Raw genomic sequence first — 16,656 nt, forward strand, 5'->3', positions numbered from 1 at the left:
CCGTGACGCGGTGTCACCACCGGCTCCATCAGGGACGGCCTTCGGCGAGCCGACTCCCGCGAGCTCTGTCACTACGACACAGGAGGCGGCGTGTCCCGTTCTCGTCGTGCCCGCGTACCCATCACCGCAACCCTGATCTCCCTGGCCATGGCCTCGACCACCCTGTTCGGCACGCCCGCCCAGGCGGCTGCCCAGGTCCCCCCACGGGATGCGAAAGCCGCAACCCCGGTCAGCCAGGTGGCGCCGAAAGCGCCAAAGGCCGCGGCCGATCCCTTCTCCGTCCTCGTCTTCTCCAAGACCGCCGGTTTCCGGCACGACTCCATCCCGACCGGCATCGCCGCCATCCAACAGCTCGGTGCCGCCAACGGATTCACCGTGGACAACTCCGAGGACGGCGCCGCATTCAACGACGCCAACCTGGCGAAGTACAAGGCGGTGATCTGGCTCTCCACCACCGGTGACGTGCTGAACGCCGAGCAGCAGGCGGCGTTCGAGCGCTACGTGAAGGCGGGCGGCGGCTACGTCGGCATCCACGCCGCATCGGACACCGAGTACAGCTGGGCCTGGTACGGCGACCTGGTCGGTGCGTACTTCGCCAACCACCCGCAGAACCAGCAGGCCACGGTCAAGGTGGAGGACCACGCCCACCCGTCCACGGCCGGGCTGCCGGACCGCTGGTCCCGGTTCGACGAGTGGTACAACTACCAGACCAACCCCCGGCCGGACGTGCACGTGCTCGCCAGCCTGGACGAGAAGAGCTACACCGCGGGCGCCGGTGCCATGGGGGCCGACCACCCGATCGCCTGGTGCCAGGACTTCGACGGCGGTCGATCCTGGTACACCGGAGGCGGGCACACCCGAGAGTCGTACGCCGAGCCCGAGTTCCTGTCCCACCTGCTCGGCGGCATCCGGACCGCGGCCGGTGTAGAGAACGCCGACTGCGGTGCCTCGAAGACCTCGAACTTCGAGAAGGTCTCCCTGGACAGCAACACCAGCAACCCGATGGAGCTGGACATCGCCGGAGACGGGCGCGTCTTCTACATCGAGCGCGACGGTCGCGTGCAGATCGTCAAGCCGGACACCGGCAGCACCGTCACCGCCGTCGACCTGGACGTCTTCACCGGCAACGAGGACGGCCTGATCGGCATCCGGCTCGACCCGGACTTCGCCACCAACAAGTGGGTGTATCTCTACTACGCCCCCAACGACGGGGTCACCCGCAACCTGCTGTCCCGCTTCACTGTCACCGGCGACACCATCGACCCGGCCAGCGAGAAGCAGGTGCTGCGGGTCGACACCCAGCGCAACACCTGCTGCCACGCTGGCGGCAGCATGGCCTTCGACAGCGCCGGCAACCTCTACCTGGCCACCGGTGACAACACCAACCCGTTCGAGTCGAGCGCGTACTCGCCGCTCGACGAGCGGCCGGGCCGCCAGGACTACGACGCGCAGCGCAGCTCGGGCAACACCAACGACCTGCGCGGCAAGGTGATCCGGATCCACCCGGAGGACGACGGCACGTACACCGTCCCGACGGGCAACCTCTTCGCGCCGGGCACCGAGAAGACCCGCCCCGAGATCTTCGCGATGGGCTTCCGCAACCCGTTCCGGATCGGCACCGACCCGAAGACCGACACGCTGTACGTGGCGGACTACGGGCCGGACGCCAACGCGGACAACCCGAACCGGGGCCCCCGGGGCCTGGTCGAGTGGAACGTCGTGACCCCCGGCAACTACGGCTGGCCGTACTGCACGGGCACGAACGAGGCGTACAACGACTACACGTTCCCGTCCGGCCCGAGCGGTCCGAAGTTCGACTGCGCCGCACCGGTGAACAACTCGCCCAACAACACCGGCCTGACCAACCTCCCGCCGGTCGTCCCGGCCACCGTCGACTACGGGTACGCCGGTGACGCGCGTTACCCGGAGATCGGCGGCGGTGGCGCGCCGATGGGCGGCCCGGTCTACCGCTACGACGCCGACCTCAACTCCAACCGCAAGTGGCCGGCGTACTACGACGGCAAGGCTCTGCTCGGCGAGTGGAACCAGAACAAGATGTACACCATGCAGATGACCCCCGACGGCAAGTCGTTGGTGGACATCAACCAGCTCCTCACCGGGATGAGCATGGTCCGGCCGATGGACTTCGAGTTCGGCCCGGACGGTGCCCTGTACCTGATCGAGTGGGGCAGCGGCTTCGGCGGCAACAACGACAACTCCGGCGTCTACCGGATCGACTACACCGCCGGTGACCGTGCCCCGATCGCGGCGGCGTCCGCCAACCCGACCTCGGGCCCGGCGCCGTTGACTGTCACCTTCTCCAGCGCCGGCTCCCGAGACCCGGACGGTGGCACGCTCACCTACGCCTGGACCTTCGGCGACGGGCAGACCTCGACCGAGGCCAACCCGACGCACACGTACGCGACGGCCGGCAGCTACACCGCCCAGCTCACCGTCACCAACCCGAAGGGCCGTACCGCGGTGGCCAACGTGCCGGTCACCGTGGGCAACACCGCGCCGACGGTGACCATCGAGTTCCCGCCGGACGGTGGCTTCTTCAACTGGGGTGACCAGGTCCGCTACACCGTCAAGGTGACCGACCCCGAGGACGGGCAGGTCGACTGCGACAAGGTGCAGCTCCAGGTGCTGCTCGGTCACGACGAGCACGCCCACCCGCTGGAGCAGCACACCGGCTGCACCGGCACCGTCCAGACGTCGCTCGCCTCCGGGCACGGCGCCGAGGCGAACGTGTTCGCGGTCTTCGAGGCCACCTACACCGACGAGGGCGGCGCCGGAGGGTCCGGCCCGCTCACCGGTCGGGCGATCGAGATCCTCCAGCCCAAGCAGAAGCAGGCCGAATACTTCACCGCCACCGGGCGCGCCCCGGTGAGCACCGGCGGCGGCGACGCCGGCGTGCAGCGGGAAGCCGGCGCCGACACCGCTGGTGGCGGCCAGAGCGTCGCGTTCATCGAGGACGGTGACTGGTGGTCGGTCGCCCCGGCGGACCTGACCAACATCACCGAGATCCGGTTCCGGGCCGCCTCGGCGGCCGCCGGCGGTCGGATCGAGGTCCGTGCGGGCGCGGTTGACGGACCGGTGGTCGCCACGGCCGTCGTGCCGTCGACCGGTGCGTGGCAGACGTACACGGACGTGAGCGCGCCGGTCACCGGTGCCGCGAGCGGCTCGCTGTATTTCCTGGCCCGCGACCCGAACGGCGGGACGGGCTCACTGTTCAACGTCAACTGGATCGACTTCATCGGCCGCGGCGTCACCGAGAACGCGCCGCCGGTGGTCAGCGCCACGGCCACCCCGGCCACCGGCACCGCGCCGGTCACCGTCGCCTTCGACGGCACGGCCACCGACGCCGAGGGCGACACCCCGCTGACGTACGCCTGGGACTTCGGTGACGGAGGTTCGGCGACCACACTGGACGCCAACCACACCTACACCAACGCGGGCACCTTCACGGCCACCCTCACGGTGACCGACAGCAAGGGCGCCAAGTCGTACGCCACGGTGCCGGTGCGGGTCGACGCTCCGGACACGTCCTGCTTCGGGGCGCGTTCGGACGACTTCAACGGCAACAGCCTCGACAAGGAACGCTGGACCAGCGTGGTCCGGGAGAACCAGCTCTACTCGCTCAGCGGCGGTGCGCTGCGGCTGCCCACCGCGGTGGGCGACCTCTACGGCGCTCGCAACGACGCCACCAACCTGGTGCTCCAGGCGGCTCCGACCGGCGCCTGGGAGATGACCACCAAGGTCACGCTGCCGGTGACGGCGAACTACCAGCAGGCTGGTGTGCTGGTGTACGGCGACGACGACAACTACGCCAAGCTGGACCTGCTGTACAACGGCAGCCGGCGGGTGGAGTTCATCCGGGAGACAGCCGGCACGCCTCGCAACGAGGCCGCCGACAGCGCCGCCGCACCGGCCGGTGACACCGTGTACCTGCGGATCACCAGCGACGGGACGAACCTGACCGCCGCCGCCTCGGGCGACGGGCAGACCTTCACCCCGGTCGGCCAGTCGGCCGCGCTCGCCGGCATCACCAACCCGCGGATCGGGGTCTTCGCGCTCAACGGAGGCACCGAGGCACCCGTGGTCGACGCCGCGTTCGACTCGTTCCAGGTCACGCCGGACGCCCCGGCCGGCCCGGTCGACCCGTCGGACGAGTTCACCGGTTCCACGTTGGACAAGTGCCGTTGGGACGCCATCACGCGGGAGGACCCGAACGGTTACCGGGTCACCGGTGGCGCGCTGCGGATCGACGTGCCCAACGGTGACATCTACGGCACCGACAACACCGGGCCGAAGAACTTCATCCTCCAGACCGCGCCGTCCGGCGACTGGACCCTGGAGACGAAGGTCGACGGCAGTCTGCTGAACGAGCAGTACCAGCAGGCCGGTCTGCTCGTGCAGGCCGACGACGACAACTACCTGAAGTTGGACTTCATCGCGGACAACCAGGCCGGCCAGGCGGTGACGCGGCGGATCGAGTTCCGCAGCGAGATCGCCGGGACGGTGCAGAACCCGCAGCCGGAGGCGGCCAGCCTCACCAGTGCCGTGTGGCACCTGCGGTTGGCACGCGTCGGCAACACGTTCACCGCGTCGTACTCGGCCGACGGGACGACCTGGACCGCGTTGGAGGCGCTGACCAACAGCGCGGTGGGTGCCACCCCGAAGGTCGGGTTGTTCACCCTCGGCGCCAACCAGACCGCCTCCAAGACCGCCGCGTTCGACTACTTCCGGTTGAGCACGAAGGTCGCCGACGAGACCGCGCCGGTCACCACGGCGACGGTGTCCGGCACCCCGACCGAGGGTTGGTACACGGGGCCGGTGACGGTGACCCTCGCCGCCGCCGACGAGGCCGGTGGCAGCGGGCTCGCCAGCACCGAATACCAGTTGGACGGTGCCACCACCTGGACGGCCTACACCGCTCCGGTGGCGGTCAGCGGGGACGGCGAGCACGAGGTGCGGTTCCGCTCGACCGACCAGGCGGGCAACGTGGAGTCGACGAAGACCGTCACGGTCAAGATCGACACCACCGCGCCGGTCACCACTGCGACGTTCGCGCCGGCCAACGACGCCGGCTGGCACAACGGGACGATCCCGGTCGTGCTGGCCTCGACCGACGCCGGTTCCGGCGTCAAGACGGTGGAGTGGTCCCTGGACGGTGGCACCTGGACGCCGTACACGACGCCGGTCGAGGTGACCGGCGACGGGCAGCACGAGCTGCTGTTCCGCTCGACCGACAAGGCGGGCAACGCCGAGACGCTCAAGTCGGCGGTGCTGCGCATCGACGGCACGAAGCCGACGCTGCTGGTGTCCGGGATCGCCGACGGCCAGCTCTACGGTGACAGCCAGGACGTCAGGGTGTCCTGGCAGGCTGTCGACCCGACCTCGGGCATCGCGTCCGTGGTCGGCACGTTGGACGGCAGGGCGTACGCCAGCGGCACCCTGCAGGCCATGTACGAGCTGCCGCTCGGCCTGCACGAGCTGACCGTGACCGCGACCGACAAGGCGGGCAACCAGACCACCTCGGCGGTCCGGTTCTTCGTCACCACCTCGTTCCGGGACATGCAGGGCCTGCTGGACCGGTTCAAGGCGACGGGTCGACTCTCGGCCAAGGCGCACAAGCAGTTGACGGCGAAGCTGGACGCGGCCCGTCAGGCCGAGGCTGCCGGCAACGACAACAAGGCGATCAAGCAGTTGACCGCCTTCCGTACGCTGGCCGCCGACGCCACCCTGGTGGCCGAGTCGGAGATCCGGGAGGTCCTGATCCGGGACGCCGACGCCATGATCGTCCGGCTCGGCGGCGCGGCCAGCAAGGCCGGGGTGAAGGCGAACGACGGCGCTCCGATCAAGGGCACCGGACGTCTGGGTGAGGATGCCACCCGGCTCGCACCCGGCCGCCAGCTCTGATCCGACGAGGCCCCTCCCCGACGTCATGACGTCGGGGAGGGGCTTCCCTCGTAGGTAGTGAGGAGATGTCCGTGACGGGTGTCCGCAAGGTGTTGGCCGCCGTTCTCGTCGGGCTGGCCCTGACCCTGTTCTCCGCTGCCCCGGCGGGCGCTCAGGCCGACAAACTCAAACTGACGGTGGCCGGTGACGGGGCTGAGGGGGTCACCATCCAGGCCGTCTACGCCGACGGCCGCCGGCTGGACCGGGTGGTGCGGTTGGTCCTCACCGCCACCGGCCCGGACGGGCAGAAGGTCGGTCCGGTGCAACTGGAGCCACAGCCCGAGGGGCAGGGCTTCTACAGCAGCGGCCCGGTGCTCTCCACCGGCACGTGGAAGGTGACGGTGAACTCCCCCGCTCCACTCAAGAGCGAGGCGACCGCCACGGTGCAGGCCCGGGCAGCACAGTCACCGTCGGTGCCCGCACCGGTCGCGGTGACCAGAACGACGGACGGAGAACGCGGGGCGGGTGCCGGCTGGTGGCCGTTCGCGGCGGCCGGCCTCGTGCTCGTCGCCGCGGCGATGGGGGTGGCCATGCTCTTCGGCCGCCGCCGCGCCACGTCGGACGACTGATCGACCCGGTATCGGAGAGGCGGGCGAAACGCCGTACCGACATGCCGGATCTTCCTTCTAGACCGACTGTCGGACGGGAGTGGAAGCGGCGGTGGGGGTGCTGGTGGCCTCGGCGGCGTCGGAGCGCCTGTGACGCAACTCGGTCGGTAGCACCGCCAGCGCGATCAGCGCGCCGAGCAGGCCCGTCGCGGCGAAGCCCCAGGCCGGTGCGGAGGCATCGATTACCGCTCCGGCCAGGGGGGCGCCGAGCGCCACCCCCACCGTCATCGCCGAGCCGTGCAGGCCCATCGCCTCCCCTCGTACGCTGGCCGGCACCAGGCGGCTCACCGCGTCGGCGGTGGCGGCTACGGTCGGTGCGGTGAGCGCCCCGGACGGCAGCAGCACCAGCGCCAGCAGCCACCACTCGCCGCTGCCCAGGCCGGCCGGAACGGTGACCAGGCCGAGCACCACAGCAAGGCCCACCGACGAAACCGGGCGGGACAGCGCGCCGTAGGTGAAACCGCCGACCAACGAGTACGAGGCCCAGAGCGCCAGCACCACACCGCTCCAGTCGACCTGACCGGCGTCACGCAGCACCGCTACCACCGTCACATCGGTGCCGGCGATCACCAGCGTGCCGGCCGCGCCACCGGCGAGCAGACCGATCAGCCGTGGGGTCAGCCAGCGCCGGCGGGGCGGTGGCTGCTCCGTCGTCGCCTCCTCGCCCCGTGCGCGGGTCGGCGGGTTGAGCACGAGCAGCGCGAGTCCGGTCAGCACGGCGCTGCCGCCGACCGCGTACATGGCCAGGGTGGGCGAGACCGTGGTGGCCAGGGCCACCGCCGCCGCCGGCCCGATCATGAAGCTGAGTTCCACCGACATCGAGTCCAGCGCGTACGCCTGACGGCGCTGGGTCGGCGGGACCAGCGCGGCGATCGACTGCCGGACCACGGAGAAGACCGGGAGGGTGAGCAGCCCGCCGACGAACGCGGCACCGAGCAGGAGCGGGTACGGCAGGACCGGCGCCGTACCCCAGAACAGCGCCTCGACCGCCGTGGTCAGCAGCAGCATCTGCCGCAGGCCACGCCGGTCGACCAGCCGGCCGAGCAGTGGGGCACCGAGCGCCGAGCCGACAGTCAGCGCGGCTCCGACGAGTCCGGCGGCGAAGTAGCCGTGGCCAAGGTCGAGTACGTGCAACGTGATCGCCACGGCAGTGGCCGCCACCGGCACCCGGGCCAGGATCGCGACCAGCAGCAGTGGTCGCAACCCTGGCAGCGCGAGCGCGTCCCGGTAAGGCTTCAGATCCACCATGCGGCCGACCGTATTACCGGCCCGGCGGTCAGGCGAGCGGTCCAATCGCGACGACAACGGTGCTCAGAGGCCGATCCCGCCGAGACAATCACCGCTCCTGGGCGACGTAGGGGGGACGCCGTACCGCCCTCCAGAGCCGCGTCAGGAATCCTCAGTGCGGACTTTCGACAAAGGAAGGTGCGTCAGTCGGGCCCGGCTTCAGGTCTGCACCTTGTGATGTGCACCACAAAGCGCGATCGTCATCCGCAACCCCTACTCTCGAGGGCTCAGAGAACGGCGCGCAGCGCCGCCAGATCCTCGTCGCTGGGCTCCCACGTGCCGGCGGCGGCGTTGGCCACCACCTGCTCGGGCGTGGTGGCACCGGCGATCACCGAGGTCACCGCCGGCTGGGCGGCCAGCCCACCGATCGCCACCTGGAGCATGGTCAGACCCCGCTCGGCCGCGTACGCCTCGATCGCCTCGATGGTGTCCCAGTCGGCTGCGGCGAGCCGCTCCGCGTACCGGCCACCGCCGGAGAGCCGGCTGCCGGCCGGCGGCTGGGCCTCACGCTTGTACTTTCCGGTGAGCAGGCCGTTGGCGAGCGGGAAGAACGGCAGCATGCCGAGGCCGAACCGCTCGCAGGCCGGGATCACCTCGGCCTCCACCGAACGCTCCAACAGGCTGTAGTGGTTCTGCGCGCTGATGAAGCGGGCCCGACCGTTGGACGACGCGACCCAGTCCGCGTCGGCGATCTGCCAGCCGGTGAAGTTGGAGTTGCCCAGGTAACGCACCTTGCCGTCGCGGACCAGGTCGTCCAGGGCGGCGAGGGTCTCGTCGATCGGGGTGCCCGGGTCGGGCTCGTGCATCTGGTAGAGGTCGATGTGGTCGGTGCCGAGCCGACGCAGCGACGCCTCCACGGCCCGGGCGATGTAGCGGCGGGCGCCACGCGCGCCGAAGTCGGGCCCGTTGAGGCCGTTCATGTCCATGCCGAACTTGGTGGCCACCACCACGTCGTCCCGGCGCCCCTTGAGCGCCTGCCCGAGCAGTTCCTCGGAGCCGCCCTGCGGTTCGCCGTAGATGTCGGCGGTGTCGAACAGGTTGATCCCGGCGTCCAGGGCGGCGTCAACCACCGCCCGCGTGCCGTCGAGGTCGAGCTTTCGGCCGAAGTTGTTGCAGCCGATGCCGACCACGGACACCACGAGCCCGGAGTCGCCCAGCCGGCGATAGGTCATTTCAGTCACGAGATCCACCCTATGCCCGCCGGCCACGGTCCACCTCGGCGGCGGCTCAGCCGACCACCTCGGTGACCAGCTCACGGGCGGCGCCGATGGTGGCGGCCAACTCGGCGGGGCTGTGGCCGACGGCGCCGAGCAGTGCCTGCGCCCGCCGCGCGAAGTCCGGCGGTGCCCCGGGCAGCCGCCCTGCGGCGGCGATCATCCCCTTCTCGTTGACCAGCCACCGGCCCGCTCGGGCGTGCAGCACCTGGGCGAGCACCCCGACCACCCGGAACAGGCAGCCGGCCACGTACCCGCTGTCCCCGCCGGCACTGGCCTTGGCCGCGCCGGTCAACAGAAACCCGGCCTCCCAGCCGCTGGCCACCAGCGCGTCGGCCAGTGCGGGCGGGTACTCCCGGGTCTGCTCCCGCAGCCGGCTCAGCTGGCCGGTCGGGTCGGCCAGCACCTGGCACAGCGCCACCTCGCCGACGTAGGCCGACGAGTAGAACCCCAGCGGGTGCCCGGCCTGCACCCCGACCTCGTACCGCCCGGCCCGGCAGTCCGTCCAGACCCGGTGCACCCGGTCGAGGTCCCGGTAGATCAGGTCCACGGCGACCCCGCCGATCCGCAGCCAACCACCGCCGTCGACCCAGGGGCCCCATCCACCCGGGGCGGTGAGCGCGACGTCGGCGTCGTCGGTGACTGTCGCGGCGACCGCACGCAGCGCCGGCACGTCAAGCTCGCCCCGGTAGTACAGGCCCAGGTCCCAGTCGGAGTCCGGGCGCTGCTCGCCACGTGCCCGGCTACCACCGAGCGCCACGGCGACCACCCCCCGGACAGCGCAGAGCCGGTCGGGCAGGTCGGCGGGGATCACCCGACGTCCCAGACCGGCTCCGGGGTCTCCACCACCTCGTTGTCGCCCCGGAACAGCACGAACCGGTCGAAGGACCGGGTGAACCAGCGGTCGTGGGTGACCGCGATCACCGTTCCGTCGAACGCGTTCAGACCCGCCTCCAGTGCCTCCGCGCTGGCCAGGTCGAGGTTGTCGGTGGGTTCGTCGAGCAGCAGCAGGGTCGCCCCGGACAGTTCCAGCAGCAGCACCAGGAACCGGGCCTGCTGCCCGCCGGAGAGCGTGCCGAAGCGCTGGTCGCCCTGCGCGGCCAACTCGTAGCGGCTGAGCACCCCCATCGCCGCGTGCCGGTCCATCCCGGTGCGATGCTCGTCACCCCGCCAGAGGATCTCGACCAGCGTCTTCGACATCAGCTCCGGCCGGTCGTGGGTCTGGGAGAAGTGACCGGGTCGGACCCGGGCACCCAGCCGGGCCGTGCCGTCGTGCGCCACCGGGGCGAGCGCGCCCGCCCCGTCGACCGGCCCGTTCGCCGGGTCGGGGTCGGTGCCGCCCCGGGCCAGCAACCGCAGGAAGTGCGACTTGCCGCTGCCGTTGGCACCGAGCACCGCCACCCGGTCGCCGTACCAGATCTCCAGGTCGAAGGGGAAGGTCAGGCCGTCGAGCTCAAGCTGCTCGCAGATGACCGCGCGCTTGCCGGTCCGCCCGCCGCTCAGCCGCATCCGGATGTCCTGGTCCTTCGGCGGTACGGGCGGCGGCCCGGCCTCCTCGAACTTGCGCAGCCTGGTCTGCGCAGCCTGGTAGCGCGAGGCCAACCCGTCGTTGTACGCGGCCTTCTGCTTGTACATCAGCATCAGCTCGCGCAGCTTCTGGTGCTCCTCGTCCCAGCGACGACGCAGTTCGTCGAGGCGGGCGTGTCGGGCCACCCGGGCGGAGTGCCAGCTGGCGAAGCCACCCGGGTGCACCCAGGCGCTGCCACCCTCGACGGCGACCACCCGGTCGGCGCTCTGGGCCAGCAGCTCGCGGTCGTGCGACACGTAGAGCACCGACTTGGTCGACTCGCGCAGTCGCGCCTCCAGCCAGCGTTTGCCGGGCACGTCGAGGAAGTTGTCCGGCTCGTCGAGCAGCAGCACCTCGTCCGGGCCGCGCAGCAGCAGCTCCAACGCGAAGCGCTTCTGCTGGCCACCGGAGAGGGTGCGCACCGGCCGGTCGCGCACGGTGTCCCAGGGCAGGCCGAGCACGATTGTCGCGACGGTGTCGAAGAGCACCTCGGCGTCGTAGCCGCCGGCCTCGCCCCAGGCGCCGAGCGCGTCGGCGTACGCCAACTGGGCCTTGCCCGCGGCGTTGCTGAACTTGCCGTGGGCCTCGGCCGCCCGCATGGCCGTCTCGGTCTCGCCGAGCCGGCGGCCGGCGTCGCGCAGCGCGGGCGGGGCCAGCGACAAGGCCAGGTCGGCGAGCGTCGACTCGTCCCCGATCATGCCGATGAACTGGCGCATCACGCCCAGGCCGCCGGCGCGCGCGACGACGCCGCTCCGCACCGGCAGGTCGCCGGCGACCATCCGCAGCAGTGTCGTCTTCCCCGCGCCGTTCGGGCCGACCAGGGCGACCTTGGCGCCCTCCCCGACCCGGAACGACACGTCGGCGAAGAGTTCCCTACCGTCGGGCAGGATGTGCCCGACCCCTGCCACGTCCACGTATCCCACGCGGGGATCCTGCCCCAGCGAGGGGCGGAGGGTACATCCAATTACCGGGTGACTCGCAGCACCCGGAAGCCCTTCTGGCTGGCGTACCGCTCCACCTGCCAGCCCTGTTCGGTGAGCCAGCGTTGCAGCGAGTCGCCGCCGAGGTGCCGGGCGACGACCAGCCAGCCGACACCGTCCGGCGCGAGGCGGGGCAGCCACCGCAGCAGCAGGTCGTGCAGCCCGTCCTTACCGATCCGGATCGGAGGGTTGGACCAGATCTGGGCGAACGAAACGTCCGCCGGCACGTCGTCCGGCGCGCTGACCCGGACCCGGTCGCCGGCGCCGATCCGGACCGCATTGGCGGCGGTCAGCTCACGGGCCCGGGCGTTGACGTCGACGGCCCAGACGGTGCTCGCCGGCGCGAGGTCGGCCAGCACGCAGCTGATCGGTCCGAACCCGCAGCCCAGGTCGAGCAGGTCGCCGCTGGTGTCGGCTGCGGGCAGCTCGGCCTTGCGCAGCAGCACCCCAGTGCCCGGGTCGAGCCGGCTGGCGGAGAAGACCCCGCCGGCCGAGGCGAGCCGGTAGTCGCGGTCGGCGACGGAGAACTCGATCTCGCGCGCCGGGGCTTCGCTGGCAGGCTGCGCGGTGAAGTAGTGGTCGCCGGTCACGCCGGCAATTCTCGCACCGGCCCGGGCCGGCCATGACACGGCCTGCGCGCACAATTCCCGGATATTATCCCCAAAAGGGACAATGGCTCTTACTCTGGGCGACATGGTGTATCGGTACGAGTCCGATGAGGACGCTTTCGAGGAGTACCCGGAGCCCGGGTCCGACCTGTCGGTGCTCGGCGCCGGTCCGCCCCCGCCCGCGGGGCCCTCTCCGTCGCGCTTCCCCACCCCGTCGCTGCCCAGGGCGAACCAGCTTTCGCTGCCGTCGTCGTCGCCACCGCCGCCGCCACCGGCGACTCGTGCCGAGATGCCGCCCGCCGCGCCCCTCGGCCAGGTCTACACCTCGGCGTCACCGATAGAGCCACCAGCTCGACGCGGCGGCGGCCGACTGTGGCAGGTACTGATCGGCGGCGCAGCCGTCCTGGTGCTGCTCGCCCTCTGCGGCCTGGGCGCCGCCGCGCTGCTCGACAACCGCAACCAGCAACCGCAGGCCACCCCGACGTTCCAGCCGAACGCCGCCCCGACGTCCGCCGCGGCGCAACGGCTCACCCTGGACTCCCGGGACACCGACCAGGCCCCGCTCACCGCCAAGGAACTCTTCCCCGGCAAGGAGTTGAAGCTCAACGACGGCCAGCCGAGCTACCAGGTCCTCAAGACCCAGTCCAGCGCCAGCTGTGCCGTCGCCGCCACCGGTGAGGTCGCCGACCTGCTGGTCCGACTCGGCTGCAACCAGATCGTCCGGGCCACGCTGCGGACACCCGACGGGGACCACCTGGTCACCGCCGGCCTGTTCAACCTCACCGACAAGGTCAGCGCGGAACGGGCCCGGGACCGGATCCGGCCGCTGCTCGACGAACGGCAGGGCCGTTTCCGGGGCCTCACCGCCGGCGAGGGCGACGGCACCGACGTGCTGGCCAGCGCCCCGGCGCGGGTGGGCTGGCAGGTCCGGGGCCACTACCTGGCGTACGCGCTGGTGGTCCAGAAGGACGGCACGGCGATCAAGGCGGGCGACGCCAAGGTCGGGGAGATCCTGTTCGACATGATCGAGCTGCACCTCAGCCGGGGGGTGCTGCAACAGCGGGCCGACGGTGGCAGCGCCGCACAGCCGACGGCGGCGCCGACCGGCAGCAGCGGAACCCAGGGCGGCAGCACCGACGACGGCGAACTGCCGGGCAACTGACCGGCACGCCGTCGACGGTCAGCCCTCGACCGGGACCCGCAGCCGGCGGGTGAGGTCGGCGCGGCGGGCGTAGTCGGCCGGGTCGGCCGGGTAGCCGACCGCGACCAGGGTCAACCCACGTGCCGGGGCCACCGTCACCTCACTGGAGCGAACCTCACTGGTGAGCAGGCTGCCCGGCCACTCGACCGGGCGGCGGCCGTCGCCCGCCACCAGCATCGCCCCCACCAGGCTGCGCACCATCGCCTGGCAGAACGCGTCGGCCTGGACGGTGGCCACCAGGATGCCGTCCGGGTCGCGACGCCAGTCCAGCCGGGTCACCTCGCGCAGCGTGGTCGCGTTCTCCTTACGCCGGCAGTACGCGGCGAAGTCGTGCTCACCGACCAGCCCGCTCGCCGCGGCGTTCAGCGCGGCCAGGTCCAGGGGCTTGGGCCAGGCCAGCACCTCGTGCCGACGCAGCGGCTCTGCACCGAAGGGCGCGTCGGTGACCCGGTACTCGTAGCGCCGGAAGGTGGCCGAGAACCGGGCGTCGAAGTCGGCCGGCACCTCGGTCATCGCCCGTACGCGTACGTCGGTGGGGAGCAGGCGGGCCAGCCGACGCAACAGCCGCCCCTCGTGCTCCCGCCACACGTCGACGGGCAGGTCCAGGTGGCACACCTGCCCGGTGGCGTGCACTCCCGCGTCGGTCCGCCCGGCCACCGTCAGCCCGGTGGCCGTGCCGGCGCCGAGGACGAGGTCCAGGGTCTCGACCAGCACCCCCGCGACGGTGCGCCGGGTCGGCTGGGCGGCCCAGCCGGAGAAGCCCGTGCCGTCGTACGAGACGTCCAGCCGCAGCCGGATCCGCTCGTCCACCTCGTACCTCCTGTCATGGGTCGGGCCCGACACCCCGATGGGGTGCCGGGCCCGACGTTGCCCGAGATCAGGCCTTGTTCTCCTCGGTGGCGAGGTCGCTGTCCTCGCGCGCCTCGGCGGTGTCACCGGACGCCGACACCGGAGCCTCGGAGTCCTGGTCGGCCGGGGCCGACTTCGGGGTCTCGTCGGCCGGGGCGAGCGCCTCGACCTTGTCCTGCTGCGCGGCCTTGCGGGCGGCGGTCTTCTTGTTCGCCTTCGGCTCGGCGACCTGAAGCTCCTCCACCAGCTCGATGATGGCCATCGGAGCGTTGTCACCCTTGCGCGGACCGGTCTTCACGATCCGGGTGTAACCGCCGGGGCGGTTGGAGTACCGGGGCGCGATCTGGTCGAACAGGGCGTAGACCACGTCCTTGTCCTTGACGACACCCAGCACCCGCCGCCGCGAGGCGAGGTCACCGCGCTTGGCCTTGGTGATGAGCTGCTCGGCCAGCGGACGCAGCCGCCGAGCCTTCGTCTCGGTGGTCTGGATCTTGCCGTGCTGGAACAGCGCGGTCGCCAGGTTGGCGAGCATCAGCCGCTCGTGCGAGGGGCTGCCGCCGAGGCGGGGGCCCTTGGTGGGCGTGGGCATTTTTGGTGCTCCTCAGTTGTGGCGGCAGCGCGGACTAGAGCTGCTCGGTCTCGCGGTAGTCGTCGGTGTCGTAGTCGGCCTCGCCGAAGGTGTCCACGACGTGCGCCGGGTCGAAGTTCGGAGCCGAGTCCTTCAGCCCGAGACCCATCCCGGCGAGCTTCATCTTGACCTCGTCGATCGACTTCTGCCCGAAGTTGCGGATGTCGAGGAGGTCGGCCTCGGTACGCCCGATGAGCTCACCAACGGAGTTGATGCCCTCGCGCTTGAGGCAGTTGTAGGAGCGGACGGTGAGGTCCAGCTCCTCGATCGGCAGGGCGAGGTCCGCCGCCAGCTGGGCGTCCTGCGGGGACGGCCCGATGTCGATGCCCTCGGCGGTCTCGTCCAGCTCCCGGGCCAGGCCGAACAGCTCGACCAGCGTCGAACCGGCGGAGGCCAGCGCGGTACGCGGACCCATCGACGGCTTGGTCTCGACGTCGATGATCAGCCGGTCGAAGTCGGTGCGCTGCTCGACACGGGTCGCCTCGACGCGGTAGGTCACCTTCAGCACCGGCGAGTAGATCGAGTCGACCGGGATGCGGCCGATCTCGGCGCCGGACTGCTTGTTCTGCGCCGCCGTCACGTAGCCCCGGCCCCGCTCGACGGTCAGCTCCATGTCGAGCCGGCCCTTGCCGTTGAGGGTGGCGAGCTTGAGATCCGGGTTGTGCACCGAGACGCCGGCCGGCGGCTGGATGTCCCCCGCGGTCACGTCGCCCGGGCCCTGCTTGCGCAGGTACATGCTGACCGGCTCGTCGTGCTCGGAGCTGACGCACAGCTCCTTGATGTTCATGACGAGCTCGACCACGTCCTCCTTGACACCGGGGATCGTGGTGAACTCGTGCAGCACGCCGTCGATCTTGATCGAGGTGACGGCCGCGCCCGGGATCGACGACAGCAGCGTGCGCCGCAGCGAGTTGCCCAGGGTGTAGCCGAAGCCCGGCTCCAGCGGCTCGATGGCGAACCGGGACCGGGTCTCGTTGATCGACTCCTCGGACAGGGAGGGTCGCTGGCTGATGAGCATCTTTTCTCTTCTCTTCCGGGGCGCCCGCTATTTGACGCCCACGACACAAACTGTTCCGGTGGCCCGCCCGGAGAGGGCGGGCCACCGAACGAGCTCGGACTACTTGGAGTAGAGCTCGACGATCAGCTGTTCCTGGACCTGCGTGTCGATGACCTGCCGGGCCGGGAGGGAGTGCACGAGCACCTTCATCTGGCTCGGGATGGCCTCAAGCCACGCCGGGACCGCCCTCGAGCCGGCCTGAGCCTGCGCGACGACGAACGGGGTGAGCTCCTTGCTCTTGCCCCGAACCTCGATGATGTCGTGCTCCTTGACGCGGTACGACGGGATGTCGACCTTCTTGCCGTTCACCGTGAAGTGACCGTGCTTGACCAGCTGGCGGGCCATGTCCCGCGAGTGGGCGTAGCCGGCCCGGTAAACGACGTTGTCCAGCCGCGACTCGAGGATCTGCAGGAGGACCTCACCGGTCTTGGCCTGCTTGCCAACGGCTTCCTCGTAGTAACCGCGGAACTGCTTCTCCAGCACGCCGTAGACACGACGGGCCTTCTGCTTCTCACGGAGCTGGAGCAGGTACTCCGTCTCCTTCGTGCGGCCGCGGCCGTGCTGCCCGGGCGGGAACGGCCGGGACTCGAACGGGCACTTCGGACCATCGCACTTGCTGCCCTTGAGGAACAGCTTCATCTTCTCCCGCCGGCAACGGCGGCAGTCTGCACCGGTGTAACGAGCCATCTCTCTCTA

At 70.9% G+C, this 16,656-nt stretch carries 12 protein-coding genes; 3 read left to right on the forward strand and 9 right to left on the reverse strand.

Annotated features, from left to right (window positions below; genetic code table 11):
• Positions 1-90 precede the first annotated feature (90 nt).
• Together HNR22_RS15710 and HNR22_RS15715 are read left to right on the forward strand one after the other, a co-directional pair.
• Positions 91-5,922, forward strand: coding sequence for a ThuA domain-containing protein (locus HNR22_RS15710; protein ID WP_179781018.1), 5,832 nt, complete (start codon positions 91-93; stop codon positions 5,920-5,922).
• Positions 5,923-5,987: 65 nt separating this feature from the next.
• A complete protein-coding gene (locus HNR22_RS15715; protein WP_218906431.1) occupies positions 5,988-6,530 on the forward strand; it encodes a hypothetical protein in 543 nt (180 codons plus the stop codon).
• A 57-nt stretch (positions 6,531-6,587) separates the two neighbouring features.
• Here HNR22_RS15715 and HNR22_RS15720 read toward each other — a convergent pair whose 3' ends face one another.
• From HNR22_RS15720 to HNR22_RS15740, 5 genes are all read right to left on the reverse strand, one after another.
• The gene (locus HNR22_RS15720) at positions 6,588-7,817 is read right to left on the reverse strand and encodes an MFS transporter (RefSeq protein WP_179781020.1); all 1,230 of its coding nucleotides are present in this window, start codon (positions 7,815-7,817) and stop codon (positions 6,588-6,590) included.
• Between the two features lie 266 nt (positions 7,818-8,083).
• Positions 8,084-9,046 carry an aldo/keto reductase gene (locus tag HNR22_RS15725; RefSeq protein WP_179781021.1) on the reverse strand — a complete coding sequence of 321 codons (963 nt, stop codon included), beginning with the start codon at positions 9,044-9,046 and terminating at the stop codon, positions 8,084-8,086.
• A gap of 37 nt (positions 9,047-9,083) precedes the next feature.
• Complete coding sequence (locus tag HNR22_RS15730) at positions 9,084-9,884, reverse strand: nucleotidyltransferase domain-containing protein (RefSeq protein WP_179781022.1); 801 nt, start codon at positions 9,882-9,884, stop codon at positions 9,084-9,086.
• Entirely contained in the window at positions 9,881-11,560 is a 1,680-nt protein-coding gene (locus tag HNR22_RS15735; protein ID WP_179781023.1) for an ABC-F family ATP-binding cassette domain-containing protein, read from the reverse strand. Before HNR22_RS15735 ends, HNR22_RS15730 begins: the two co-directional genes overlap by 4 nt.
• A 41-nt stretch (positions 11,561-11,601) precedes the next feature.
• Positions 11,602-12,207 (reverse strand): methyltransferase, encoded by a 606-nt coding sequence (locus HNR22_RS15740; protein WP_179781024.1) that lies wholly within the window; start codon positions 12,205-12,207, stop codon positions 11,602-11,604.
• A 103-nt stretch (positions 12,208-12,310) separates the two neighbouring features.
• On the opposite strand from HNR22_RS15740, the gene HNR22_RS15745 reads away from it, so the two are divergent.
• Positions 12,311-13,387, forward strand: coding sequence for a hypothetical protein (locus HNR22_RS15745; protein WP_246380895.1), 1,077 nt, complete (start codon positions 12,311-12,313; stop codon positions 13,385-13,387).
• Between the two features lie 18 nt (positions 13,388-13,405).
• Here HNR22_RS15745 and truA read toward each other — a convergent pair whose 3' ends face one another.
• The 4 genes from truA to rpsD form a co-directional block, all read right to left on the reverse strand.
• The gene (gene truA, locus HNR22_RS15750; RefSeq protein WP_179781026.1) at positions 13,406-14,236 is read right to left on the reverse strand and encodes a tRNA pseudouridine(38-40) synthase TruA; all 831 of its coding nucleotides are present in this window, start codon (positions 14,234-14,236) and stop codon (positions 13,406-13,408) included.
• A gap of 67 nt (positions 14,237-14,303) precedes the next feature.
• On the reverse strand, positions 14,304-14,864 hold the full coding sequence (gene rplQ, locus HNR22_RS15755) for a 50S ribosomal protein L17 (protein ID WP_179781027.1): 561 nt from the start codon (positions 14,862-14,864) through the stop codon (positions 14,304-14,306).
• 34 nt (positions 14,865-14,898) lie between these two features.
• A complete protein-coding gene (locus HNR22_RS15760) occupies positions 14,899-15,921 on the reverse strand; it encodes a DNA-directed RNA polymerase subunit alpha (RefSeq protein WP_007465227.1) in 1,023 nt (340 codons plus the stop codon).
• 99 nt (positions 15,922-16,020) lie between these two features.
• Positions 16,021-16,647 carry a 30S ribosomal protein S4 gene (rpsD, locus tag HNR22_RS15765; RefSeq protein ID WP_179781028.1) on the reverse strand — a complete coding sequence of 209 codons (627 nt, stop codon included), beginning with the start codon at positions 16,645-16,647 and terminating at the stop codon, positions 16,021-16,023.
• Positions 16,648-16,656 lie beyond the last annotated feature (9 nt).

The organism is Micromonospora jinlongensis (genome assembly GCF_013410645.1).
Taxonomy (GTDB): Bacteria; Actinomycetota; Actinomycetes; order Mycobacteriales; family Micromonosporaceae; genus Micromonospora; species Micromonospora zamorensis.